Origin of the sequence: Micromonospora sp. RV43 (assembly GCF_001029515.1) — a bacterium.
Lineage (GTDB): Bacteria > Actinomycetota > Actinomycetes > Mycobacteriales > Micromonosporaceae > Micromonospora > Micromonospora aurantiaca.
Genome location: NZ_LEKG01000109.1, coordinates 1 through 25,092, shown reverse-complemented (window position 1 = coordinate 25,092; position 25,092 = coordinate 1). Strand labels below are relative to the sequence as shown.

Below are 25,092 nucleotides of genomic sequence, written 5' to 3'. Positions count from 1 at the left end.
GCACCTGCTGCACATACGGCGCCGCCCCACCGGCGTGCCCGCCGTGCCGGGCCGCCGCCGCCAGGGACGCCAGCCCCGGCTCCTGCGCCAGCCCGAACCGCGCCGCGACCACCCCACCACCGGGATCGGCCTCCACCAGCAACGCCGGATGCCCCGGCCACAACGCCGCCATCCCCAACGCCGCCGTCGACGCACCCGGCGCGCCGGACACCGACGCCACCACCACCAACATCTCCCGCACCTCCTCACGTCTCACTGGGACGGGCCGAGCTGCACCAGCGACACGTCCCCCGGGGCCGCCGCGACCGCTTCCGCCGCATCCGCGGCGAGCAGCACCGTCACCAACTGCGTGCCCACCTGGTCCGCGCCCTCCGCCACGGACACGACCGTGGCCACCGCCCGGCGTACACCGTTGTTCTGCTGCGGCGCCTGCTGCCCGCCCCCCGCTGGCGGGGCGACCAGCACCACCACCCGCGACCCGGCGGTCAGGCTCGTCGGGGCCCGGCCCGGCTTGACCGGAACCGCGATCACCGCCTGCCCCGCCGCAGGCCACGCCGCCGGCCCGACCTGCGCCGACACCAGCAGGCTCCCTGCCGCCAGCGGCACCGCCGCCGAACGGCCGACGACCCCGCCGCGCCGCTCGGCCGGGACCAGGTCCAGGCCGGACGGGTTCGCCACCCGCACCACCCGCACATCGGCGTCGGTGATGACCTGACCCGCCGACACGTCACGCGCGACGGCGAGGAACTGCTCGTCGGCGTGCCGGCGCAGATCCACCTGCCAAAACGTCACCACCGTCGCCAGGACCAGCAGCACCCCGGCGACCACCCGCCGCCCGCTGCGCCGCCCCACCCGCCGCATACCGGTGGACACCGGCGGCAGATCCGCAGCGGCGATGTTCACCGCGCGGGGACGGTCCGTCGTGACGCTCACCGGACACCTCCGACGATCGCCTGGGACTCCGCCACCCGCACAGACACCGTCGAGGCCGTCGTGAGCGGGCCGAGAGCGCCCCCGCCGCCGGCACCAGACCAGGTGACCGACCACGTCACCGTCGCCCGAAGCCGGAACGCCGCCCCCGCCGCGACAGCGGACGAGGAGGTGTAGGTGTGCCCGCACGGCGAGGCCCCCCGTGGGTCCGTTCCCGGCTTCCACGGCTTGCCCGGACCAGTGCACGTCAGGTCGCCGCTGCCGTCGCCGAAGGACCACACCACCCGGGTCGGCGTCGCGGTGGCGGTGACCGACACCCCAGGCACCGACGCGGTCGCCGACCGAGCACCCCACGTGGCCGGGTCCACCCACAGCCACACCGGCACCTGCACCAGCACGAACGGCGCCGTGGCGGGATTCGTGCGGATCTGCGGCGAGGGCAGGCGCAGCCGAGAACGCGCGGACTGCGCCAACACCGCCAGGTTCACCGTCGGCACCTGGTCCAGCCACACCGGCACGTCCTGCGACCCCAGCCCGTTGGCCACGCAGGTCCGCGAATACCAACCGCCCTCAGGGCCCTTGCCGGGCGGCGGCGGGAGGTCTACGTCGACCGGCGCCCAGTAGCAGCCGTCCTCGCCGCCGCCACCCGAGCCGTCATCGGAACCGCCGCCGCCCTGGTTGCCGCCATTCGAGCCGCCCGGTCCACCCGGAGTGCCGACGCTGATGTCACACTCGGCCGCGTTCGGGGTCTGGCTACAGTCCACGTTTCCCAGCCCGTCGTCGGCCCAAGCCGGGGAGAAGGCGCCGACGCCGACGCCGACAATCAAGAGCGCGATCCCAGCGCGCAGAGCACGCCTCAGCATGAGCCGACCGCCTGCACACCGAAGCTGGACACCTTCCAGCCGCCGTCGTCGCGGGTCACGGTCGCCCTCACGGCACGGTTCCCGCCCGGGACGTCATCGGCCAACGCTCCAGTCGCCGTCTTGTAGGTGAGGAATCGCTCCGTGTTCAGACAGTCCTGCACAGAGATGCTCGACGGCGTGGCAGCGGGCGAGGCTTCCGTGACCTGCGGATCCGACTGGTACTCGCCCTTGACGACCTCGCCGTCCCGGCGAAGCTTCGCCAGGCCGTTCTTCAGGTTCGTCAACGCTTCGTCGGTGGTGTGCGCAGCCAGGGAAGGCTCGTCCGGGTTGGCCGTCAGGCCGGCCTTCGCGTAGGCCTGCCACATGCCTCGGTAGGCGTCCAACGCCGCTTCCTCGGCGCTGCCGCGGGCGTCCTGGGTCGGCGCGGGAACAGATGGCAGAGGAGTTCGGCTGTCTTCGGCGGGCTCGGCACCCGTGCAGCCGCCCGCAGCCGCGATAGCAACCAGTGCGGCGAGAACAGCCACAGCGGGCAGCGGATTGCGGGGTCGGCATGGTCGGTGCCTGACCCGACGCCTCCGTCGATCACGGACAGTCACTTTTCCTCCTCAGGTGCGCCCCACCACAGCACGCGCCAGCGTTCCTGGAGCGATGCGTGGAAGTTCCAGGGAGCGCGGTCTGAATCCACCTCTACACCCGGACCCCGCAGTTACCGCAACGTACTTACCGTGAGGTGATTACGACTCCGTGAGCACCCTTCGGTAAGCGCTAATAAGCTGAAAGCAGAGCAAATCGGCGGCCGGGTGTCGGGTTAGCGACACTATGCCCGCAGGTATCGATGCCTCTAGAATCCCTCTGAACAGTTCGAGGGAGTCCCGATATGAGGCGCAGTGCTGAGGCTCGTTGCCCCCGCGACCTAGCCCGCGAACTGGGCCGACGAGCGAGCGCGGTCGCAGCCCTCGTCACGCTGCGCGACCGCGGCGACTCCAGCCTAGACGAGCTCGCGAAGCTTGGAAGTTGCCGAGACGATGCCGAACTTGCAGGCGACCTGCGCTGGTTGGCGGCTGCCGGACTGGTGGGGCGCGCCTCGGGAGCCGGAAGCTGGGACGTAACAGATGCCGCGTCGGTCTACCTGCTCTCACGGCCAGGCCGGGCCCTTGCCGATTCCCTAGCGGCGTTGGCACTGGCGTGCGACAAGCTGGGCGAACGCCGCTCTTCAGGACGCACGTCTGTCGATTAACCAGCACCTCATCCTTCGGAGGTCGTGAATTTCACTATTCACGCTGCGCAGTGCTGCCCTTACACTCGTCGGGGTAGCCGACCTTGACGGGGAGGGAAGGCGGTGCATTCCTTTCAACGCGTCTACGACGCTGTCCGGCTGTGCGGACACCGGTGGTCCCTGGAGATCCTGACCGCGCTGCAGCAGGGGCAGCCCATGCGCTTCACCGATCTCCTGCACACCATCAGCCCTGCGCCCAGCTCGAAATCGCTGAACGAGGCTCTGCGGCGGCTGCAGGAGCACGGCCTCGTCGGGCACGTCGCAAGCACCGAGGGCAGCCGCTACGCCCTGACCGAAGCCGGTGAGGAACTACTGCCAGTGCTCATGTCATTCATGTCCGACCTGGGGCAATGGCTCGACACCTACGGCGACGAGACCAGCCAGCCCTCGGCCAACAACCGCACCCACCCCTGAATAGCGTCGAGGACGCGAGGGCTGGGTCGCGGTGAGTCACCTCGACGCGGCACTCTTGTTCGGCAGCGCCGGGCTCACCGGTGCGCTGGTCGGCGCGGTGCTGCCATGTGCCACGCGGCTGCTGGCGGTCCCCGGCCCATCTGCCAGAACCATCGGAGCGGCAGAGGACGCGCCTTCGGGAGGTCGGCAACGGCTTGCCACCTCTCCGTGCGTGGCTGTGTCCGATCGGCTGCTCGGCAGCGTCAGCCTCGCAGTCGCTTCGATCGGTATCGGCCTGCGCCTACGATCCGCCGAGCTATCCGGCCTTGCCACCTGGGCGGTGTGGTTGGTCATCCTCTACAGCGGGGCGCTGCTCGCGGCCGTCGACATCGCCGTACGCCGTCTACCCACTCCCGTCATTGCGGTCGCGGCAGCGGCGGTCTTCGTCATTCTCGCCGCCGAGGCGGCCATGACCGCGGACGGCCGGCGGCTCGTCGTCGCTGCGGCGGCCGGCGCGGCGCTCGGCGGTGGATACCTGCTGCTCGCCCTTATTGGCGGCAGCGGCATGGGACTCGGCGACGTACGGCTCGCCGCCCTACTCGGCACCGCCCTCGGCACGCTCGGCTGGGACGCAGTGCTCCTCGGCGCGGTCCTGCCGTACTTGCTCGCCGCGCCCGCCGCGCTCATCCGCCTGGTTCGCCGCGACGGAAACAGGCTAGCCTTCGGGCCGTACCTCGTGGCCGGCGCCCTTGCCACTCTTCTACTGACAGCGTAGGACATGATCAGTAACACGGATCCGCGCCGACGTGACTCCCTGGTTCCCTACGGATTCGCCCAGCTCGCCCTACTGCCCATTGGTGCCTATGGTGCCATGGCTAGGCCGGCGAGGTCGGGCGGCGGCTGCCATGCAACCTGTTGAACGCTGCGCCAACAGGCCTCCTTCTTGCACCACTCCGTGATGTTTGCCGAGTCGGGCGGATCGATGATGACCTGGCGAACGAGCTCGGTGACGCTTGGGATAACGGCCGCCACCGAGCTGGGCAGGCTCTGTAGACGCCACACCAGGTCAAGGTCGATTCCCCCACCGAGCCGCTCCAGGATGAGGGCCATGACGTAGGCGGCGGTCTGACCGGGGTAACCCCCCAGCTTCATGCCCAGAATACGGGAGCGGATCCGTTGGAAGAGGATGCCCTTAGCGATGAGGTGTTGAAAGTACTGGACGCTCGGCTCGTCTCGCTCGTCGAGGTGGCACTGCAGGGTCCACTCGTGGAAACACTTCTCGGCGCCGAGGCTGACGGTGTGGGGTTGCCGTAGGTAGGCCATCTCGTACTTGGCAGCGTCTGTCTTGCCGAAACGCTGGGCGGGGGGATGTTCCTGCTCGAACCTACCCAGCTGGCCTCTGCCGCGCAGTCGGCTGCGCTCTACCTGGTACTGACCGCGGACGCGTTCGTAATACCAACGGGTCTGGCGGGTGGCGCCACCAACCGCCGGTGCCCACACCGCCCGGGAGACGCGTTCGAGACCTACGTGGAAGGCACCATTGGCCTCGAAATCGGCGGGCCGGATGGCGTTCTGCGAGTTGGCGTAACGCGATATACGCGGCACCAGTTCGTCGAGCATGTCGGCCGGCACAACGGTGATCTTCGCCATGACGTGGACGTCGCTCAGGTCCGCCTTGAGCGTGGCCGCGTGGTGTAGCGAAGCAGTGGTCTGACCGCCGTTGACGATCTGCAAGTCGTGCAGCCGTGTGAGCACGGTGGCTCCGTCGACCGTTCGGACCGCGATGTCGGTGGCGGTGGCCGAAATGCCGTTGTTGTAGGCCAGAAAGCGGCCGGGGGCCGTACGGAGGGTCGTGTGGATCTCCTTGTTCACGCGTCCGCGCGCCTGCAGATAAGCACGAACATTGCGCTGCAGCAGTCGGCCGCTGTGCTGTTCGTAGAGATCAGCCAGCAGCTGCCCCGGCAGCACGGCGAGCAGGCAGCGATAACCATCGGACTGCTTCGGTGACTCCAGTACCGGCACCACCTCGCCCATCGCCTCAAGGTCAATGACGATTTCCTCCTGCACACGCCCTGAGGTTGCCAGCCGGTGCAGCCGGGTGATGTCCCAGACGTCGTACGTGGCTGGTAGTCCAGCGACTGTGCCCGCGTCGAGGCGGTCGAGCGTGGTACGCCCGTCGGTGACGAGCAGTATCCGAACCTTTCGGAGCTGTTGCCACTCGGCGTGGATCCTCTGCGCCATGTCGTACGCGGGTGAGGACTCCTCCATCCGTCGGTGCAGGCCGTCGCGGCAGGCCTCGGCGAACGCGGCAGCACGGCGGAAGAGCTGGTCGACCTGGCTTCTGGTGACTGTCGTGGCTCCCCGATCGGTCGCCCTGGTCACCAGATCGAGGACGGTGCCGTCCTGGCCGATGTGGTACCCGGCGACCTCGAGCGACGGGCGGCCCGTCTGCCGTAGGTAGCAGACGTGCAGGTCCTCTAGTGCCCCGTCGGCCATCAGCCGTTCGCCGACCACGCGTACGAACATGTCGCCGTTCATGCTCTCAGGCTCGAGGGCCAGCCGCTGGTTGACCTCGACGCGAAGGTCCTCGGCGAAGTCCGCAAGGTCCGTGTTACCGGTCACGGCACCTCCTCAGGGGTGTGCTGACGCAGCAGCTGCGCCAGGTCTCGCTCGGTGAGGAGGAACGGGGCGCACTGGTCGAGTTCCACCGAGTAGCTCACCGAGCGGACCCCGGTGGGAACATCGCGAGAGGTCAGGCGTGGAAAGCCTGGAACCACTCGGTAGCAACGTCGCGCCGTGAGACCGTAGCGCTCACGCTCGTACTGGTGGCGGTGCACGTCGAGCCAACCAGCGTGCATCAGGCGTTCCTCCAGCAACAACCGATACCCGGCCAAGGCAGGGTCGGCACGCACAGCATCGATGATCTCGGGCAGGGTGACGCCCCCGTCGAAGCCGGAGCGCACGCTCTGGTGTACCAGGCACAGGAGGTCGATGTCGGCGCTGTCGAGCTGGCGTTCGTTGCTGATCCGGCAGTGTTCCGGATCGCGGTACGACACACACTTGACCTCCAGCGCGGCGCGGCCGTACCGGAAGTCCTGTGGGGCGCCCGTCGGCCCTACCCACGCCTGCAGGGCCGCTGGCCCCCAAGCGGGCAGGGCGATCTCGCGAAGGGCGACGAGTTCCCCGAAAAGGCCCAGCTGAGCCTGCGCCGAGAGGCCGGTGTTAAGTCCGGCCGCCAGCATCTTCTGCCAGCACCGAATGCGGTGTACCAGCGCCGCTGTCGGCTGGACGGCGGCGGTACCTGCGTGGTGGACGAGGTCGGCCACCAGAGTGCAGAACAGCTCGGCCTCGACGTTCGGCTCGGCCTGCACCCGGACGGTTCCGCCCTGGGTGCTGCACCTGAGCCCGGCGGTGTTCAGTAGCTGCTGGTCGTCAACGGCGTCAGCGGCGGTGACGACCAGCGCTCGCGTCCGTTCGGGCAGCGCGACCTCGACGTGGATGTCGAGATGACGCAGATCGGCACGCAGCCGGCGCCGCAGGACGCCGGGCTGGTCGGGGGGCGCGAGTTCCATCTGGGCGAACAGGCGGGCGATCTCGTCAACGGTGGGTGCGGTCACTCGAGATCGTCCTCGGACTGGCCCAGTTCCTCGGCGCGGAGGCTCTTGGCGAGGTTCTCGATGAACACGTTGTTGACCTTGTACTGCAGGCGCTTGGCGTTGTCGGACCGCGGGAACGGAACCGCGAACCCAATCAGGAGGTCATCGTCCTGGTTGGTACCCGGGTCGACGCGATAGACCACGAGCAGGCCCTCGGCGGGGTCCCGCATCCTGCGCAGCACCTGTCCACTGGGGCGTTTCACCGTGGTCTGGTCTCCGGCGAGTGCCTGGGTACGTTTCTTCGCGACGGCGAGCTGCTCGGCGTCGAAGCCGATCGCCTCGTCGGTGGGGCTGACCAACACGCCGACCTCGTGCTCCCTGCACCTAGCGGGGTCGCTGTTGGTGGTGTTCTTCCGGGTGATACGCCGCAGCTCGACGCCGTCGATGGTGTCGGTGGTGTCGGCCTTGCCGGCGACGATCGCTACGATCCACCGGGTCAGCTCACCCTTGCTCTCCTGGGCCTCGATGTACTCGACGAGGACCTTCGGGGTGGCCTGGACGTTCCGGGGCGACGCCCGGAAGTCGTTCAGGAAGTCCTTGACGACGGCAGCGGGCACCTCGGAGCGGAAGTAGCCTCGTTGACCGCGGGGGCGTCGTTCAACCGGAAGCTCGGGACAGTTGAGGGTGTTCTCGACCAGCCGGTCGAACACCGTCTTGTTGGCTGCCTTGGTTACGGGATCGGAGAGCATAACGAGTGTTTCGGGTCGCTCACCGGAGAAGGTGAAGGACAGCGTGGTGGCAGATCGTCGCTTCGCTGCGGCGGTGACCTGGAGTTGACCGTAGCCATCTTCGATCTTGAGCCCGACGTCCCTGGGGGTGTCGCCGTTCTCCGCCACGGTGGCGACCACGTCCATCAGGTTGCGATTGGCGCGGGTGATGTGGACGTAGTAGTCGACCAGTTCCTGGGTCGTGTACAGGCGGGTGACGTCCAGGTAGCCCGGCCGATAGCCAAACCAGCGGCCCATCTGCAGCAGCGTGTCATAGGCCTTCGACGCGCGCAGGTAGTAGGAGACCGTCAACCCCTCCAGCGTGAGACCCCGGGACAGTTTGTCGCCCCCGACGGCAACGACAGTCACCGGCGTGGATCCGTACTCGAGTACGTCCTGCGCGGTGCCGTTGATCGCCTTGACGTTGCCCGCCGCCTCCGCAAGCACCTCGGGCAGGATCTCCTGCACCTCCTTGAGGACCACCGGCTCGCCCACGGCGTCACCGAGGTTGTCGCGGGCGGCGAGGTCGAGGTGCACGGGAACGAAGTCCTGCTTCCAAAGCTTGGACAGTCGTCGTCGCAGCGCCGCACCGGCCGCGCCGTGGTCCCCCCACGTGTCGCGCATGTGCGCGAGGTGCTGACGGACCTGATTGACGACAGCGGTCTGAATGTCGGTGAACCGGGTGACATGGATGAGCATGGAGTTGTGGTCGGGCCGACCGCCCGGCCGGGCGGCACGGACCTTACGCACCGCGGTAGCCAGCACGAAGGCGTCGATCGCGTTTACCAGTGAGGCAGGCAGCCGGGCCGGTGGCCGGTGGCCGCCCTTGTGCTTGTCAGGCATCCACGTTTCGTGGTCGTCGACGACGCTGATGATCGGTAGGGGCTGACGAACCTCGTCGGCTGTGGCGTCCTCAAGCCCGAAGACGGTCTCCGGGCCGCAGTAGTTCGTCGGCGGCCGCAGTGCGAGGACCAGGTGGCGCGGAAACAGATCGGGACCGTGCTCCGGATGGTCGGTGTCGTGCGGGATGAAGATGTTGCCGAACGGGGTGGCCGTATAGGCGAGGTAGGCCCTCTTGTCGAACAGGCCGAGCAGGTCACGGATGGCGGCGTTGATCGCTGTGGGGTCGTGCTCGGGATCGCTGTGCGTCTTCTTGTCAGGAGTCTTGCGCGTATCGATCGACGCGTCGTCGGCCTCGTCGTCGATGAGCAACAGCGGCAGGTCGGCCAAGGCGCCGTCCTTGTTGAAGTTGGCCAACCAGCCAGTCAGGTTCTCCAAGATGCTCTTGTACTTCTTGACAACGATCAAAACGCGGTTCTTGCGCAGGTCGACGGCGGTGCTCTGGGCCACTGCCTTCTTGAAGTCCGACTCAGTGGTCGTCAGTGGGAAGCACTGCACGGGATGGCGGAGGCCCAGGGTGCCCACGCCGATGTCGCCGAGTCCCGCACCCTCACCCCGGGTGCGGGTGACCCTGGTGTTGAACCCGAGGAACTCCAGATCCAGCCGTGCCTGGGTCTGGGTGCGCAGGCTCTCGTGTCGCCCGGCGAGCACGATCACCACGTGGTAACCGGCGTCCACAGCCTTGCAGATGGTGCCGGTGTAGTTGGCGGTCTTGCCGGACTGCACCTGCCCGTAGACCAACCCGTAGAAGGCCCACGGGCCGGCGCGTTCTGGGTCCTCCAAGCGGTCGAGGATCACATCGGTCGCCTCGTCCAGGGCCTCCACCGGCTGGGGTTTCCAGCTCCGACGGGACGCGAGCCAGGTGCGGTAGCGGTTCCAGTAGTCAAAGGAGATCTTCTCCCGGCGCTCCGGGTACCACGGTTGGTGGGCGTCGGGACTGGTCACTGCCACCGGGCGAGGTACCCACACGTCGAATCGCGACTCCAACTCCTCGACGAGCCGGTCAACATCGACAGGACCAATCACGCTGGCAGGCTTCGCGGCGGTCTCGGCCGCCTCGCGGATCCGCTCGATCGTCCGATCGGTACGGGGCTGGCTCAGCAAAAGCTTCTCGGCGACGTCGAGGGCCATCGTGAACGGATCAATGAGCACCTGCTGCTCCTTCAGCGTCCAGGGCGCGGTCGAGCGCCTCGGGGAAGCGATTGAACGGCTCGGTCGACCGGAGGGCGGCGACAACAGCCTGCCGGCTGTGCGGTTCGTGGGGTAGCGCGGCGACCGCGGCGCGGAAGAGTGCGGCCACCTCGTCTTGGCCAGCGCCGTCGAGAGGTGCCTGCGCCGCGCGGTCGGGAGCAGCCGACACCTCGGTAGCGATCAGACCGACGGGCAGTGCCTCCTCCACCAGTCGTAGGGCCACCTCTACAGCCGCCTTTTCCTGGGCTGCCAGCGCAGCTGCGACAACTGGATGGTCCCGGTTGATCTGGTAGCCGATCTGGCCCCGCCGGCTGCGCTGTTGCCAGACGAAGGTCAGTGCACCGCTGTCCCTCCGGCTGGAGGGAACCACCGACGTGCCACGGTGGCGGAAGACCTGCTCCGAGCGCGTGCGTGTGAGCACTGCGATCTCGCGTAGCCGGTCGCGTAGTACTGGTGGCGGGCTGACCCGGGCCTTGCGTATGTCTACCTGCCAGTAGTGGTCGTCGTCGCTGGTGACCTCGACTGCTATGCGTGCGAGCTGGCATTGCGGCGTGCGGCGCAGGCCGGCGAGTCCGAGCCAGCCTCCCAGCGTAAGGAGACGGTTGTTGCGGTAGACGTAGAAACCCTGGTGCGAGTTCCAGCCCGACGCGCCGGTGGCTGCCAGGGTCTCGACGTTGGTAAGGCGAGATGGGTGCGGCAGGACGTAGGGTGTCACGCCAGCGGTCGACAGCCCGCCCTCCACCAGCGCGGAGCCGAGATCCTGGGTCGCTGGGTGCGCCGTCAGAAAGGGATCCCAACCCCGCACCCGTTGGCCACCGACGGCCAGACGAAGGCGTCCGTCGCGCAGGAAGCGACCAAACACCGCTGCCAGGTGGTCGCGCACGCGGGCCATGCCGTCGGTCAGCTGACTCCCGTAACCACAACGGTCGAGGTCGCGCCACAGCACCATCGTCCCCGGGGAGGCCATCCCGAGTTGCTCTGCTATGCGTAGCGCCTCGTCATCAACGCTGTCGAGGACGTACCAGTCGCCCCGCTCAGCGACGAAGCCCAGATCCCAGGTGCGGGCAGCCGTGGTGCCCGCATCCGTGCGCGTGAGAACGGTGAGCCTGCGGGCCTGCGAGAACGAGGCGGTCTTCAGCCCGAGGCCGAACCGGCCTAGGTCCCCGCGTGGGCGCGCCGCCAGAGGTCCATCCACGCCTAGGTGCATGGCCCGGTGGAGCTGGTCCTCGGTCATGCCCCTGCCGTCGTCGACCACCGCCACCCAGCCGGTTCCTCGATCAGCGTTGTACTCCACGCTTACCGAGCGGGCACCGGCAGTCACACAGTTGTCGACCAGATCGGCAATCGCGTCTGGCAGGTGATAACCCAGGGCACGCAGGGACTCGATCAGAGCAGCGGCGTTGGGGGGTGCGTGCAGTGCGCGCGGCTCGACCGTCATCGGTGCCCTTCGCTCGTGTTACAGGGCGCCAGCATACGACCTCTCTCCGACGTTCTCCGCCCCACGAACGGGGCGAGATCACCGCGACCTGGTGAGGTTGGGGGCACCGGGCGTGCGGGCGGACGGACCACCTAGAGTGTCCAGACCGACGGGCGCCACCGAGGACGACCCGGACAGCGCTGCGACGTGACGAAAAGCGATCATCGTCGTACAGTGTGCCTGACCGGTCGTTCATACACGCGTGCGACCGCAGTCTGCATGAGGTATCGAATGGGGGGACGGCGTCCGGGTGGCCACCTATGGTGTGAAGCTGCAGCGGAGCGACGACCTTCGACTCCTCCCCCGCGAGGACGGCTGCAACCTGGAGTCATTCCCGCAGTGGTGCGAACAAAGGTTGGCTGCGGGAGGGCGTCTTGCTGTCGACCTGTTCTCCGGGGCCGGCGGGTTGAGTCAGGGTCTCACCGATGCAGGTTGGACCGTCGCCGCCGCCGTGGACCATGACCGCAAGGCGCTGGACACTCATCGGGCGAACTTTCCAGGGCTGGCTCTGGACGTCGACCTCGGAGACAAGGTCGCCCGAGCCGACCTTGTGCGACTCCTCCGACGGACCGAGATCGACCTCGTCGCCGGAGGACCGCCCTGCCAGCCGTTCAGCCGGGCGGGACGCAGTAAGATCCGCAGCCTCGTTGATGCCGGCAAGCGCGACGCAGAGGACCACCGCAAGGAACTGTGGCGTGCCTTCGTCGACGTCGTCCTCAAGGTCCGCCCCCGTGCGGTGCTCATGGAGAACGTGCCGGACATGGCACTGGGCGATGAGATGTTTGTGGTGCGCACCATCGTCGCGATGTTGGAGCAGGACGGCTACCGCACGCAGGTGCGACTTGTGGACGCATGGCGATACGGGGTTCCTCAGCACCGCCAACGGCTGATCCTGCTCGCTCGCCGCGACAGCGGATCGTTCGCCTGGCCCCAGGAGGTTGAGCAGTTCACCACCCTGAGGGAGGCCATCGGTGACCTGCCACGGCTCGAGCTCGGCACCGGCGGACGCCGGATGGAGCACACGTCCAAGGACCTGAGCAAGTTCGCCCTACGCATGCGCCGCGGCGCCGAGACCGGTGTCGTTTTTGATCACATGACCCGCCCGGTGCGCGACGATGACCGCCAGGTCTTCTCGCTGATGACCTCGAAGACCCTCTACTCGGCTATCGACCCGAGCCTGCGTCGGTACACCGCCGACACCTTTGATGACAAGTACAAGCGCCTGGACTGGGACGACCGGAGTCGGTCGATCACCGCGCACATCGCCAAGGATGGCTACTGGTACATCCACCCGGAGGAGCACCGCACCCTCACCGTCCGTGAGGCAGCACGCATCCAGACGTTCCCCGACAGCTTCCGTTTCGCCGGAACCCGGAGTGACGCCTTCCGGCAGATCGGCAACGCCGTACCACCGATGCTTGGTGAGGCCGCCGCGCTGGCGCTGATGGCTCAAGAGAAACCCTCAGACGACGAGCACCGCGAGTGGGGTACCGTCCGCAAGATTCTCGCTCAGCACGCCACCCGTCAGCGTCTGGGCGATCACTGGTACCTGCTGCCTTCGCAGGGTCGCCCACCGGCCCTGGCGGCGCTGGTGGCGATGGTCGGTGGTCAGCCTGGACTCGGCGCCACACTGGAACCCCTGCGAGACACAGCCCCCCTGACGCGGCAACTGCTGGAGCGCGTTCTTGACGGTAGGACCACGTCGAGGCTTCGTAACGCCGTTGAGCGGCTCGCCCCGCTGCTGGACGACCCCGACGTCGCTCACGACCCCGACCAACTGGAGATCAAACTCCGACTGCGGGCAGCCGAGACAGACCTATTCCGGCTACTCCTCGGCGAAGACCGCTTGGTGCCCAACCAGACGGCGACCCGTGTCGCAGCACGAGTGGTCGGCAGCGACTCACACACGACGAACCGGCTAACCGCCGGCAGGCTCGACCTTGCGCTGCTCGTCGGGTCCGGGGTGCACGCAGCATCGCGTATGGCGGCCGTGCGACTACTGGGAGCTACCGTTTGCCGGACTGAGCCCAGCAGGCAACTCTGTCGAACGTGCCCCATTCGCAACAACTGCCACTTCGGCGCGCGCTTCGTCAGCTCTGGAAAGCCCGCTGCACCTGTCGGGCCGCAGCCATCACATCAGCTTTGATCTCACACTCCCACAGTCGCAACACGCGCCACCCTGCATCGGCCAGGGCAGCATCATTGCGGCGGTCCCGCTCCTGGTTGTCACGCAGTTTCTGACGCCAGCGATCCGCATTCGGTCCTCGGAAGGCCCGCGGTCCGTGCTGGGGACAACCGTGCCAGAAGCAGCCGTCAACGAACACTGCCAACCGTCGCCCCATGAACACGAGGTCAGGTTTGCAGCGGCCGACCACCTGTCGCTGTAGCCGGAAACGCATCCCGAGGGCGTGCACGGCGCTGCGGAGGGCGATCTCTGGTCCTGTGTCGCGTACCCGGCGCCCGCGTAGATGTGCGCCGGCCTGGGTCGAGACCCAACCCCGAGCGTCGGTGCCGCTACCAGAGCCCGCCTGCCCCATGCCACCAGGATAGTGATCGGCATGGCCGACCGCCCGGCCGCCACATGGAGCCTGAAGAAGCCTTCCCAAGGCAGACCACGACCGGGCCGGCTTAAGGCCATTTCTCGGCAGGTCGTCGTAGTCCTGCTGGCGACCCGGTGATCCAAGCGGCCAAGAACCTCCCCAAGGCTACGACGGGCAGGGCTGCCAGGAAGAAGCGCCAAATGACCCGCCATGGCTCAGCAGTTGAACAGTGACTGCTGCCCGTCCACTTCCACGCGATCCTCCACGGGTTGTTCATCATTCGAGGACGGCCCCCAGCACAGGGGCGGTGGCGGATCGTGTTCAGCCTTGGCCAGAATCGCCGCGGCCAAGTCCATCATCTCCTTGATCGACCGCGCATGGAGAGTCAGAAACTGCGGACGTAGGTCATCGAGGTCGAATCCGCAGGACGCGCGCTCAACCAGCGGCTGCAACCAGTCCGCGTGCGCCCGATCGATGGCGGCCACAACCACCGGCCGCTCGGCCCAGGATCGCTCAGCGTGACTGCGGCAACTGGCGGCCGGTACGCACCCGGTCGCCGCCAACGCATACGTTAGCCCGGCGACCCCAAGCTCAAGGCCGCACAGGCTGACCGAGTCGACGTCACCATGTTCGGCAAGCACGGCCATGCCCGCTTCATCCTCGGGATCCTCGGACGGGAAATCAGGGTTATGCGCTTCGATCAGCTGGGCGAAATACTCGAACGTCTCAGCGTCGTCCGCCGCGGCGTCGACTGCAGTTGCCGCAGCCCGTTCGTCGGCTACCACCTGGGCCGCTTCTGACAGCGGCACATCGAATATCGCCCACACGCCTCGGAAGAATCCGATGCCCTCTTCATCAATTTCGTCTTCTGCCGGCATCCAGAACGGTGCATTCTGCGGCAAAGCTGGATCAAGCTGGATGTGCGTGTAGGGGATCAACCGCATCTCCTATCGAAGTTCTCGAAGCAGTCAATCACTTTGAGGGCGCAGAAAACAGCTGTGGCGGGAGACTCGTACGCGACGCCCGCCATCTCGCCCCTCGCCGGCGAGTCGATCGAACGCGCCGAAGCCGAACGGCTGGCGGGAGTGCTCAAGGCAATCGCCGACCCGGCCCGGCTGCGGCCGCTCAGCCTGATCCAGTCGGCCCCAAGGGGGCGTCTGTCAGTGAGCTCACCGCGCCGCTTGGACTTTCCCGGCCGACCGACCGTCAATCACCACCTGCGGATCCTCACCGAGGCCGGCCTGCTCGGACGCAACAAGCGTGGCATCTGGGCGCACTACCGCCTGGTGCCGTCCGCCCATCGCCGCGATCGTCGACCTGTTGACGCCGCCCCCATGCGAGCAACGAAGAAGGCTCACTGACCGACGGCATCGAAGAGCGCCGCCGGCGCCTACCGCGAAGACGATCAGCGGCAGCCGTGACGCGGGCAGCGTTTCGGCCTGTCCGCTGGACCTGTACATCGCGACGAGGGTTGCTCCGTGGCGAGTTGACCTCCCGGAGGGGACATGTGGGAGTGCTGGACGACAAAGGACCCAGCGATCAGGTAAGGCCGCAAAGGCCCTCGCCGCCTCTGGACTAGCGAACTTGGGTGACCTGCCGGAAGGCCCAACTTACGACCCGCACTTTACTTCCACAACACCAACTGGAGTATCTGCTATGTTTCCGATCGTGGATCACCTGAGCAAGGCCGTCGCAACCCTCGGCAGGAACGGCGTGCTCACTCCCCTCGCGGACCTAATCCGGCAGGTGTATCGGAGGGCAGCTGACCGACACGAGCCAGACCTTGGCGACGACGCCATGAGCTTCGGAACCACCGTCTGGCGCAACCTGACGAACCTAGGAGCGGCGCAGTTCGCCGGTCTGGCCGGCGTCGACGCCCGGGTCGAGGACAACTCGTTGGAGATCCTCTGCGCGGGCTACATCGTGCGGCTCTACTCCCTGCAGGGCGGCACCGGCGCGAGCGTCGAGTCGATCCGCTGGGAAGGCAGCGAAGCGCGGCTCGGCGGGGCCGTTGAGAACACCCGAAGTGGCCAACTTGCACTCGACGACGAAGAGCAGTTCCCCGAGGCTTTCACCGGTGTGGTGCCGCGCCGCCGTCATGTTCGCGTCGCCCACGCGGGCGACATCGACACCGGCGAAGCGGTTGCCTACCTCGGCCTGCCACGGGACAACCGCGACGGTGGGTCGCCCTGGTTCCAGGTGCAGCTCTGGATCGGTCAACCGGCTCACCCGGTGCTGACGGCGAACGGCGGCCCTGCAGCTAGAGGTTCTGGGCTGCCGGGCGAGGTACCGATCCCGGAGCTCGACGTCCTAGTTCGGTCGAAGCGAAGCGGTGACGGCGTGCAGCTGTCAGCGCTCGCGTGACGGCCACCCGCGGGCGAGCAGAGGCACCGGCGCTGGCAGCGGTAGCGTTCCAGCCGCACGCACTGACACTCGCCCGGCGGTGGCGACGCATCCGCAAGAAGGAACTGGCCCATCAGGTCGGTGTGACCGCCACCGCAGTGAGCCAGTACGAGCTGGGGCAGTCCCGGCCGTCGCCCGCGACGCTGGCCCGCCTCGCCCTTGCCCTCGCCGTCCCAGTTCAGTTCTTTGCCGCCGGCATACCTGCTCCAGCCACAGCAGGGCACCCGCACTTCCGCAGCCTGCGCACCACCACGCAAGCCGAACGAGACCAAGCCCTCGCCTTCGGCGAAATCGCTTGGCGCGTCGTTGACGTCATCGAACAGCACCTGGAGCTGCCGTCGCTGGACCTGCCGTCGATCGATTTGCCAGAGGACGCCTCCAACCGCGACATCGAGGCAGCAGCGGTTGCTGCGCGCCACGCCTTCGGCCTAGGCGACGGGCCCGTGCCTCACATGGTCCGCCTGCTCGAGGCCGCCGGCGTCGTCGTCCTCACCCTGCCGGACGTCTCGGAACGGGTAGATGCCTTTTCCCACTGGTACGGGACCAGGCCGTACGTGTTCATCAGCCCGCACAAGAACGACAAGGCGCGCTCTAGGATGGACGCCGCGCACGAACTGGCCCACCTGCTGCTGCACCACGACGCTGAACCCGGCAGCCAGATCCTCGAGCGGGAGGCTTCCGCCTTCGGCTCGCATTTCCTCGCGCCGACCATCCAGCTCCGTGAGGAGCTGCCCACCCGGCTAGACTTTGACCAGTTGCAGCAGGTCAAACGCCGCTGGGGCCTCTCGCTCAAAGCACTTGTCTACCGAGGCCACGCCATGGGCGTTTACGGCGACTACACATATCGGCGAGCCATGAACATGCTCGCCGAGTGGGGCTACCCGGAGCCAGCGGACCTGGGCGCTCGCGAACAGCCCTCCCTGCTAGGCAAAGCTGCCGAACTCCTCGCCGAGCACCGGCACACCGTCGCGTCCATCGCACAGCAGGCGGGCATGTCGGTCGACCTGCTCAGCGTCGTAGTCGCCGCGGGTTCACAGGCCGCCCCGCGAGTCACTCTCGAGGCATAGCGCAGTACGCGGCATGGGTTCGCCCACTTCCGTTCTGCCTGCCTTACTTAGAGGGCGTCGCGGAGCAGCCGCGAGCCTCCCTTGTCGTCTCGCGCAGGTGTGCAAAACATCCCTGCATGGACGCCCTGCCCGGCTCAACGATGCCGCCCGCCTCAGTGCAGGGGCTGTTGGACCTGATTGAGGCGGCGCAAGGGTCTGTGCAGGTTCTGGACCCACCGGAACAGGTGAGGGCGGCCTGGCGTCGGCTGATCCATGCGGCGCGCTACGGCGGGCACGTGCCCAAGGACTGGCAACTGGATCACCGCGGCCGCAACACCGGTGACCTACTGATCGAGCTACGGCGGGGCCGTCACCCGAACAAGCAGCACCAGCCGACAAGCCCCTCCGCCGACACTCACCGCGGTCACACTTGGTGATGGAGATCTCGTCCGCAGCTACACCGGGCTGGAGCCGAAGGTCAACGGCAAGCTAAATCCAACTCCATTCACGCCGTTGGAATATCCGTACTGCCGCAGTATCGGCAGAGGGCAACGACCAATGCGTCGATCGGATCGATAGACCGTTCACCGCTGCTTGTGGCAGCATGGAGTCGTGGCATTCACGTTGGCTCGGGCGGTAGGTCAAGCTGGCAAGTACGCGTCCGTGTTCACCAGCTCCGATCTGGAGCTGCGGTTCCTTGAATGTGGGTTGCAACGCTTTCAGCCGCCACCTCGCTCCGGCTCACAGCGCTACGCCAAGACCGAGCTCATCGCCAGCACGTTAGGCGGCGCGGTGAAGGCTGCCGGGAAGGACACGGACGTTGCCAAGGGCTTGATGGAGTTCATCACCCTGGTCGCGGAACGCTGCGACGATGACCAGTTCAACCGGCTGCGTGAGGCTACTCGATCAGCGGGTTTCGACCTTCGCCGGACCGACGGCCAAGCCCGGATTCTCCCGCTCGATGAGCCTCACGTTCCGCTGGGGGAACTGGTGTCCGCGCTCGAAGAGGACTTCCAGCGGCTCGGAATGACCGTCGCACACAATCACTACCGGCAAGCCGTGGACAGCCTGACGGACGGGCGGCACGAGGCTGCCAACGGGCAGCTACGGTCTATGTTCGAGGAAGTGGTCGCCCATCTGGCCGTTCAACAGGGATTCTCCCGAACCAGCCAGGGCGCGGGCGGTAGAGCAATTAGTTTCTTGATTGACCAGGGGTACCTTCCCGCCGACGACGGCGGCCTCTACATCCGCGGACTGTGGAAAATCGTACAGACCAACGGCTCGCATCCAGGGACTTCGCCTGTTGGTGAGGCGCACTTTCGCACCCACGCGCTGACCACCGCCGCCCGCTACCTCATTGACCGCTTCGCGCCGTCCGCATCAAAGTGATCGCTCAGCCCTGACAAGAAACCGCCACCCGCAGGCGCCGCTGCGTACCGAAGTGGCGCCGCCGTCGCCCTCGGCCCCGTGGAGTTGGTTGCAAGCGGCCCTATCGTGGTCCGTGTGATCCGACTGCGCGGTACCGCATGGTCCCACGGTCTGCTGGCAATCGCCGCCGTGCTAGCGGGTGCCCTGGTCGGGTTGGTCACGAACATCGTCACGACTTCTCCCCGCGTGTGGCCGGCCGGTCTGGCGGCGGTGGCCTTCTACGCGGCTGTCGAGGTGATCCGGGCCGTGGCCGCGCTGCGGCGGGCACCAGCGGCGGCCCTTACGGAAGCATCGGATCCGGCATCCGCGAACCCGACGGCCGACCTGACCGCCGTCGTCGTTGCCCACCTAACGTCGGTGCAAGGAGCGTCGGCGCAGCCACCGGCGCGGCGGGACGACGGAGCGGAACCACCCGCTGGCCGGCTGCGAGGCTCCGCCCAGGCCAGGCACCTGTTCGCTGCGGACTGGCGACCGATCCTTGGCGACAGCGACGAGTCCGAGCCGACTCGTGAGGCCAGGCCGGCACACGTCGAGGTGCCCTTGCTGTCGGACTGGCTTACGACCGAGCGGTCGCGGCTGTCCGCAGCCGATGTCCCCGACGAGATAAAAACTCAGCTCCTGAGACCGATCAGGGCGGCGCAGGGCCAGCTGCGCGGCTAGGCCCGGACCTGAGTAGGTTAGCGCGGGCTGCGTATACCGCGAGATACACCGATGCCGAGGTTCGGTTGGTCCTGGACCGGGCACTATCCTTCCGGGTGAACAATCTTATGGCCCGCACCGACCACCCGGGGTGGCCTGAGCCCACGGACCTCCACGCGATGACGGCCTTCACCCTCGGTTGCGCGGAGGAGGAACTCATCGGACTCGGCTTCGACGCTGGCAAGGGTGGTGGCGGTGGGTGCGTGGCGTACGTGCCACGTCGGGTCCTCCTGGAATCTCCGGAACTCATGGCGATCGGCGAAGCGACGACAGCCGCCGACGCCTCGGAGTCCGCGAAACTGTTCGTCGCCTGCCAACTCGCCCTGGACTTCGCCTTCATCGGAATCGCCGATCAACGGCGCCTATGGACCCACTTCGTTCTACCGCAGGCCTTCGCCCGATACCCGCTGGACGCGCTGATAGTGGAGGTCGGCAGGATCCAAAGATTCGGGCTGCCCTAGCGTCCTGACTCGTTATTTGTCTGCAGCATGCGGGCGATCGTTTCGCGTCATCCGCGTCCACAACGCCGGCCGCTCCTAGGTGGCCGGACGTGCCGGCTCCGCCGCCTTGCCGACGACACCGTCGAGGTCCGCTCTGCCCGCCAAGCAGATCAACCCGGTGACCGTTGCAGTCATGCGCGACGCCGGCATCGACATCACAGGGACAGCCCGGCCCGGCTCACCTGAGACGCAGCTGCAGCCAGGGACGTCATCGCCACCATTGGCTGCGGCGACGACGACCCCGCCTTCCACGGCAAACGCTACGGAGACTGGGCACTCACCGCGTAATGACGCCCCCATGATTGACAAGTCGCGGAAATCGGCGTTGTTGCTGGTGACAGAGCTCCGGCGATCAGGGGGAAGATCTGTCGGGCGACGTAGCCCTCCAGGAAGCGGATGGCTTTCTGCGCTGACTGGCTCCTATGCGCCCGTTTGCAGTAGCTGGCCAGCCCGGGCAGACTGCTGTGGTAGATCGACGAGAAAGGCTCTATCGTGGACCCGTCTACCCCCGAGCCAGTGGCCGCATTCCTGAGGCTTCTCGACGAGGCAGCCCGGCGCGTACCCGAGCGCTGGTTCCTCCTTCCGGTCGCAGTTCACAACACCACCGGACCCGTGACGCGCTATCGCGAACGTGTGTACTGCTACGAGCTTTACCACCAGATCCGGGTGCTGAGCGAAGGGCCCTGGGGCGCAGCCGCAGGCGCACCCGCCTACGTACTGTCAGGAGAAATTGACAAGGCGGGCCTGAACGCGGTCATCGACGGCGGGCAACACAAGCCGGACCTGGTCTGGCACAAACCTGGGGACTGGAGGCACAACGCGGTCGTGGTTGAAGTCAAGGCAGCGGCCCCCCTCAGGCCCGCGCCGCTACGCAAAGACATCGATACCCTCAGTGTGTTCCTTCAAGCGGAACGTGGGTACGAGTGCGGCGCCCTGCTCATCTACGGCGAGACAGAAAGGGACGCGCTGCGAGGACGAGTACTGCGAGCGGCGGACAGAGTGGGACTCAGCGACGCCGTCCGGCGGCGCACGCAACTGCTGTGGCATTCGAAAGCGGGCGATCGGATCAAGAATCTGGGGACGCTGACACGCTGATCCGGCACATCCGCTTGGCGCCAACCGCGATGATCATCGCGCCGCCGCTCACGCTCATCACGAGCTTCGAGGCCGTCACACCGCACGGTGTGCTCTTGTGGTGTCGATCAGTACAGCTTCAGCCCTACATGGTCGACGATCAGCCTGCGATTTTCGGGGTCGAGCGCGAAGTGGATCCGTCCCACCTGCGACGGTGGCGCGTAATCCCTCACTTTGACGTGCGGAGTTCGGTCGCGCGTCGCGCCCTCATAGTCGAAGTATCGGATTTTTGAGGTCTTTTCGATCTTGTCGTCCTGCAAGGCGACTCTGAGATCAAACTCATCCCTTATCCACGTGTCGAGATGCGGATAGTTCCGATCGCTGCCGTCGTAGAGCGCGACCGCCACGCGAGCGAGTTTGGTCAGACACTCGGCCATCTCGTCTGGAAAGGGGTACTTGCTCTTTTTCCAGGACGAGGCGGCTCGATCCGTGAAAACGATGCGCCCGGCTGCAGCATCCGCGAGATGAAGGAAGAGGCCCTCCGCGCTGGAGGCGTTGCCCGCAACGAGCCCGGGAAGAACAGCCCACGGATCCTCCTCAGTCGCCTCAGTGTCACCCGGCACGGAGATTGCGCGAAGCGCAATCGTGAGCTGCTCGATCTTCGCTTCAAGTGCGGGCACTTTCCCAGCTTCCGTCTGGAAGCGATCGGCCCGCTGCTCCTCCTCGGCGGCAAGTTGCTGCCAATCATCGGCGCCTGCACGGGCGGCAGCCAGTTCATCTCGCAGTGCTTCGATCTGCGCGCTGGTGTCGCCTTCGGCTAGCGCATGTTCTGTCCGGGCTCGTGCATCACGATCCTGGTAAGCGATCTCTGCGCGACGCGCCTCACGATAGGCGCGGTCCAGACCGCGTGCGAGAACCGAGACCGGCGCGAGCAAACGCATCAGTTGAGCTCGCAACATATCCGAGTCGGCGGAGCTGACTTGCGACTCGTCAAACGAGACTGTGGGTGCGGATGGATCGCTCCAAACCAGCCGAGCCCCTGCGAGTGGTGGCGCGTACCCGGGCAGGTCAGCGTCGAGAGCACGCGAAGCTCGATAGTCGAGAGTCACGACACGAACAAGGCCGACGAGCTTCGCTGCGGCTGTCCGAGCTGCCGCAAGTGCAGGCAGTGTTCGGGTGTGGATGAGCAGGATCGGCAGCCGCGAGGGCTTGCGAATGGCCCCAACCAGAGTGGCGACCTCAGCATCGGTACGAACCTGCAGGTAGCGGCCGTCTTGCAACTGTCCGACGATCGAGAGCACGATCTGGTCGTCTTCGAGTAGCGAACGGATGACGCCTGGTTGCCGGAGGTCCGCCGGTGGCGCGGGTGAGAGCCATGTCGGTGGGCTCTCCCTTGCCATCGATACGCGGACAGTCGTTCCTGAAGCGAGCTGTCCGAGCGTCAGGCGGGTCACGAAAACAGGGCCCGACTCCCGGCTCTCGTCGCGGACCTCAACTCGGACCGCTTTCGAGTCCTCTGCGCCGGCGACATCCCAGACGGCTGTGCGCGGAGCACCGGACCGATTTGGCCGAAGGTCGAGACGACCGCTGGATTCCATCGCACTCTGGTCAACGCTCTGGCCTGCGGCCAAGGCGAGCCAGGAAACGATGCTGGCCAGCGTCACCGCGTACGGATCGACTGAGTCGTCCCGCGGCCGGACCTCGAACTCCACGACATAGAGGACCTGCATCGCCCCTCCTCACACCACATGCGACGATGAACACCGTACTGTCTTCGGGCTCGGGCCTCGATCCGCAGGAAACGTGGCAGCTGGGAGTGGGAGCCTGGAGGGTCGGACCGGACAGTTGCCTGCCGCTCGGTCTGGTCAGCAGCCAAGACGTGGGACGTTCAACTGGCTGGTGACCAGCCCTGAGGACCTTGTCGGTTTGCGGTACGCCGCCGTAGCCTTCCTCCTGCCCGCACCACCAGCCGCTGTCAACGCCGGGCTGAATTTTCACGCGGAGCCGACACTGGCGTGCGCACCCGGAATGTCGGCTCCGCCTGAAAAGTTCAGCTGGCGTCGGCACCGGAAGGCACCGGAAGGCACCGGAAAGAGAAGCGAGCGCATGAACAGGCCCGGGACCCCCGTACGACTCGTTCCTCCTGACGGATCCGGTCGCCCGGCAAGTTGACCAGTCGGCACCGACAACCTGGCTCGGCGATGGTGGCATCCTGTGCCGACTCTGACCTCAAGCCCGGCCGGCGCCCTCGATGGCGCAACGGACCGTGGCCCGGCGAAGCCGCAGCACTGGCGTTGGGGGGTCGCCACGGCCAGGCCGATGCTGAACAATCGATAAGGCCAATTCGACAGGAGCGAGAGGACGGGGAGACTCGGGATGACGACGTGAGACCCGACGACGAGCTCCAGAGCCTCATCGACAGCCGCCGACAGGCGGCGCGCGAACTTCCCGGCTGGCGGTCCGCGCCGGAGCGGTTGCTCACGCTGCTCCAGCATGCGACTCGCCTCCGTGCAATGGAGATTGCTCAAGCGCGTGATAGCGATGTGCCATGGGAGTCCGTCCTCGCCCAGATCATCACGTGGCACCACGAGATTCCCGTGGGACAAGGGCCCTGCGAAGACGTAGAGGCCGCGGATATCTGCCTCGCCGCCCTGGAAGCGACCCGCCTCGACAACCTCCGCGGCACCCTCAGGGCCGGTGGTTACGAGGTTCGCCGTCGTGGCGAGGCCTTCCGGATCCGACACCGCTGGAATCCCGCAGTTGAGGCGGCCGACGCCTTCCTCGAACACGCCATCGCCCCTGCCAACCTTCCCGGAATCACGTCAGTCGAACGGGCATGGATCCGGAGCCGGCCAAGAGCATCCCGAGAACTCCCCCCGGCGGATGTCCTCCGCGCGGCGGCGCAGCGCGCGAAGACGGCTGTCGACGCCTACCGCCACGCGCTGCCGGAGGGAAACCTCCCCGACTCCTTCCAACTCGATGGCGGCCTGACCGTGGGCCAAGTCGCTGATGTGCTGTCGGCCGTCATGGGATTCGCCTCACTGTGCGAGGCGGCGGCGCGCATGCTCAAGCGCACCGAGACGACTCTGGCGAGCCTCCGTCGGACCACGCTGCTGGAGATGACGGCCGAGCTGCTTCCAACGGTTTCGACAGCATGCATCGACGCCATCATCGAACGCCTCACCTACGCTAGCGGCCGCTCCTGCCGCGTATCACCGCTGGCAAAGCTCGAGGACACCATCATCGTGTGCCCGCCGCTCATCACGCCTCGGGTCATTGACGCGATCATCCTGCGTAGTTCCGCGTACGACCCCGGCCGGTACGGGCCCGTCGGTCAACGGCAGGGAAACCGGGCAGTGAAGTGGAAGGACTGGCTCGGTCAGATACCTGGAGTCCTTGTGGCCGACCGGATACGAGCCCGGCGTCAAGACCGCCGAACGGCTGGCGACCTTGACGTGGTGGCGGTGGACCCGAGCCAGCGGCGAGGCCTCTGTCTCGAGATCAAGTGGCCCATCGACGCCATCTCGCTTCCCGAAGTCACCAAGATCGAGGACTGGGTTAGTTCAGCCGCCACCCAAGTCAACCGCCTCCGCACGGAGCTGACATCCGGCAGTGCCGTCGTGGAGATGCCCAAGGGCTGGCCCGCGTTCCCCGAAATCAGCTGGACGTGGGCGGTGGCCACGCCGCAGCAGCTCTGTCTGCGGCCACTGCCCTTCGACGAGATCTACGCGACGTCCTTCCGGTACATGGCCAGCCACGGCAAGCCCCGCTCGCTCAACGATGTCATTGACACGCTCACCTGTCCCGACCTGCCCGTCGATGGTGTCGACTTCAAGATCGACACCATCGACTTTCTGCTCGGGCGGCAGAAGGTGGTCCTAGTACGGCAGCCGCCGTTTGAGATGTCGCTGGTGGGGCCGGGTAGACGAGGTGCGGCCACCGCGTGATCGTCTGTCTGCTGTGGACATGACTTCAGATCTGGCGGTGGCCGCGTGCCACAGCGTAAACC

At 66.8% G+C, this 25,092-nt stretch carries 21 protein-coding genes and 2 pseudogenes; 12 read left to right on the top strand and 11 right to left on the bottom strand.

From position 1 onward, the window contains the following. The 4 genes and pseudogenes from ABD52_RS23875 to ABD52_RS23860 all read right to left on the bottom strand — a co-directional run. Positions 1-232 (bottom strand): annotated as a pseudogene (locus ABD52_RS23875) (hypothetical protein); the annotation flags it as partial. Between the two features lie 20 nt (positions 233-252). Further along, entirely contained in the window at positions 253-933 is a 681-nt protein-coding gene (locus tag ABD52_RS23870; RefSeq protein WP_082171380.1) for an SAF domain-containing protein, read from the bottom strand. After that, positions 930-1,793, bottom strand: coding sequence for a hypothetical protein (locus tag ABD52_RS23865; RefSeq protein WP_047893308.1), 864 nt, complete (start codon positions 1,791-1,793; stop codon positions 930-932). Before ABD52_RS23865 ends, ABD52_RS23870 begins: the two co-directional genes overlap by 4 nt. Then, entirely contained in the window at positions 1,787-2,317 is a 531-nt protein-coding gene (locus ABD52_RS23860; RefSeq protein WP_235437542.1) for a hypothetical protein, read from the bottom strand. Before ABD52_RS23860 ends, ABD52_RS23865 begins: the two co-directional genes overlap by 7 nt. A gap of 815 nt (positions 2,318-3,132) precedes the next feature. On the opposite strand from ABD52_RS23860, the gene ABD52_RS23855 reads away from it, so the two are divergent. Then, positions 3,133-3,483, top strand: a complete 351-nt coding sequence (locus ABD52_RS23855) for a helix-turn-helix domain-containing protein (RefSeq protein ID WP_047893306.1) — start codon at positions 3,133-3,135, stop codon at positions 3,481-3,483. 211 nt (positions 3,484-3,694) lie between these two features. Continuing rightward, on the top strand, positions 3,695-4,237 hold the full coding sequence (locus ABD52_RS23850) for a prepilin peptidase (protein WP_235437541.1): 543 nt from the start codon (positions 3,695-3,697) through the stop codon (positions 4,235-4,237). 86 nt (positions 4,238-4,323) lie between these two features. Here the strand turns inward: ABD52_RS23850 and ABD52_RS23845 are convergent, their stop codons facing one another. From ABD52_RS23845 to ABD52_RS23830, 4 genes are read right to left on the bottom strand one after another with little or no spacing between them, the layout of a single operon-like run. Next, positions 4,324-6,084: an AIPR family protein gene (locus tag ABD52_RS23845; RefSeq protein ID WP_047893305.1), complete on the bottom strand. Its 1,761-nt coding sequence runs from the start codon at positions 6,082-6,084 to the stop codon at positions 4,324-4,326. Further along, positions 6,081-7,079: a PD-(D/E)XK motif protein gene (locus tag ABD52_RS23840; protein WP_047893304.1), complete on the bottom strand. Its 999-nt coding sequence runs from the start codon at positions 7,077-7,079 to the stop codon at positions 6,081-6,083. Before ABD52_RS23840 ends, ABD52_RS23845 begins: the two co-directional genes overlap by 4 nt. Continuing rightward, on the bottom strand, positions 7,076-9,877 hold the full coding sequence (locus ABD52_RS23835; RefSeq protein WP_053065485.1) for a Z1 domain-containing protein: 2,802 nt from the start codon (positions 9,875-9,877) through the stop codon (positions 7,076-7,078). Before ABD52_RS23835 ends, ABD52_RS23840 begins: the two co-directional genes overlap by 4 nt. Then, positions 9,867-11,354: an ATP-binding protein gene (locus ABD52_RS23830; RefSeq protein ID WP_047893303.1), complete on the bottom strand. Its 1,488-nt coding sequence runs from the start codon at positions 11,352-11,354 to the stop codon at positions 9,867-9,869. Before ABD52_RS23830 ends, ABD52_RS23835 begins: the two co-directional genes overlap by 11 nt. Before the next feature lie 289 nt (positions 11,355-11,643). On the opposite strand from ABD52_RS23830, the gene ABD52_RS23825 reads away from it, so the two are divergent. Beyond that, a complete protein-coding gene (locus ABD52_RS23825) occupies positions 11,644-13,539 on the top strand; it encodes a DNA cytosine methyltransferase (RefSeq protein WP_047893302.1) in 1,896 nt (631 codons plus the stop codon). Here ABD52_RS23825 and ABD52_RS38490 read toward each other — a convergent pair. Both ABD52_RS38490 and ABD52_RS23820 read right to left on the bottom strand, forming a co-directional pair. Beyond that, positions 13,484-13,930, bottom strand: coding sequence for a very short patch repair endonuclease (locus ABD52_RS38490; RefSeq protein WP_082171379.1), 447 nt, complete (start codon positions 13,928-13,930; stop codon positions 13,484-13,486). The two genes, ABD52_RS23825 and ABD52_RS38490, sit on opposite strands and share 56 nt — an antisense overlap. Before the next feature lie 218 nt (positions 13,931-14,148). Next, positions 14,149-14,871, bottom strand: coding sequence for a hypothetical protein (locus ABD52_RS23820; protein ID WP_152748317.1), 723 nt, complete (start codon positions 14,869-14,871; stop codon positions 14,149-14,151). A gap of 60 nt (positions 14,872-14,931) precedes the next feature. Here ABD52_RS23820 and ABD52_RS38485 point away from each other — a divergent pair. The 8 genes and pseudogenes from ABD52_RS38485 to ABD52_RS39305 form a co-directional block, all read left to right on the top strand. Beyond that, a pseudogene (locus ABD52_RS38485) lies at positions 14,932-15,265 on the top strand (ArsR/SmtB family transcription factor); the annotation flags it as partial. Between the two features lie 336 nt (positions 15,266-15,601). Further along, positions 15,602-16,297, top strand: coding sequence for a hypothetical protein (locus ABD52_RS40285; RefSeq protein ID WP_200905231.1), 696 nt, complete (start codon positions 15,602-15,604; stop codon positions 16,295-16,297). After that, positions 16,294-17,403 (top strand): ImmA/IrrE family metallo-endopeptidase, encoded by a 1,110-nt coding sequence (locus ABD52_RS23810; protein WP_053065483.1) that lies wholly within the window; start codon positions 16,294-16,296, stop codon positions 17,401-17,403. Before ABD52_RS40285 ends, ABD52_RS23810 begins: the two co-directional genes overlap by 4 nt. 116 nt (positions 17,404-17,519) lie before the next feature. After that, entirely contained in the window at positions 17,520-17,819 is a 300-nt protein-coding gene (locus ABD52_RS23805) for a hypothetical protein (protein ID WP_152748316.1), read from the top strand. Between the two features lie 175 nt (positions 17,820-17,994). After that, positions 17,995-18,771 (top strand): hypothetical protein, encoded by a 777-nt coding sequence (locus ABD52_RS23800; RefSeq protein WP_152748315.1) that lies wholly within the window; start codon positions 17,995-17,997, stop codon positions 18,769-18,771. A gap of 114 nt (positions 18,772-18,885) precedes the next feature. Next, on the top strand, positions 18,886-19,470 hold the full coding sequence (locus ABD52_RS23795; protein ID WP_152748314.1) for a hypothetical protein: 585 nt from the start codon (positions 18,886-18,888) through the stop codon (positions 19,468-19,470). Positions 19,471-19,628: 158 nt separating this feature from the next. Next, positions 19,629-19,970, top strand: a complete 342-nt coding sequence (locus ABD52_RS23790) for a hypothetical protein (RefSeq protein ID WP_152748313.1) — start codon at positions 19,629-19,631, stop codon at positions 19,968-19,970. A gap of 555 nt (positions 19,971-20,525) precedes the next feature. Next, a complete protein-coding gene (locus tag ABD52_RS39305) occupies positions 20,526-21,104 on the top strand; it encodes a hypothetical protein (RefSeq protein WP_152748312.1) in 579 nt (192 codons plus the stop codon). Between the two features lie 107 nt (positions 21,105-21,211). Here the strand turns inward: ABD52_RS39305 and ABD52_RS23785 are convergent, their stop codons facing one another. Further along, entirely contained in the window at positions 21,212-22,813 is a 1,602-nt protein-coding gene (locus ABD52_RS23785) for a hypothetical protein (RefSeq protein WP_047893295.1), read from the bottom strand. Positions 22,814-23,467: 654 nt separating this feature from the next. On the opposite strand from ABD52_RS23785, the gene ABD52_RS23780 reads away from it, so the two are divergent. Beyond that, positions 23,468-25,030, top strand: coding sequence for a hypothetical protein (locus ABD52_RS23780; RefSeq protein WP_047893294.1), 1,563 nt, complete (start codon positions 23,468-23,470; stop codon positions 25,028-25,030). Positions 25,031-25,092: the final 62 nt, after the last annotated feature.

Coding starts and splice junctions, on each gene's coding strand:
- ABD52_RS23790 (WP_152748313.1), top strand. CDS start 19,629: ATGACGGCCTTCACCCTCGGTTGCGCGGAGGAGGAACTCATCGGACTC.
- ABD52_RS23805 (WP_152748316.1), top strand. CDS start 17,520: ATGGACGCCCTGCCCGGCTCAACGATGCCGCCCGCCTCAGTGCAGGGG.
- ABD52_RS23865 (WP_047893308.1), bottom strand. CDS start 1,793: ATGCTGAGGCGTGCTCTGCGCGCTGGGATCGCGCTCTTGATTGTCGGC.
- ABD52_RS23785 (WP_047893295.1), bottom strand. CDS start 22,813: ATGCAGGTCCTCTATGTCGTGGAGTTCGAGGTCCGGCCGCGGGACGAC.
- ABD52_RS38490 (WP_082171379.1), bottom strand. CDS start 13,930: ATGGGGCAGGCGGGCTCTGGTAGCGGCACCGACGCTCGGGGTTGGGTC.
- ABD52_RS23830 (WP_047893303.1), bottom strand. CDS start 11,354: ATGACGGTCGAGCCGCGCGCACTGCACGCACCCCCCAACGCCGCTGCT.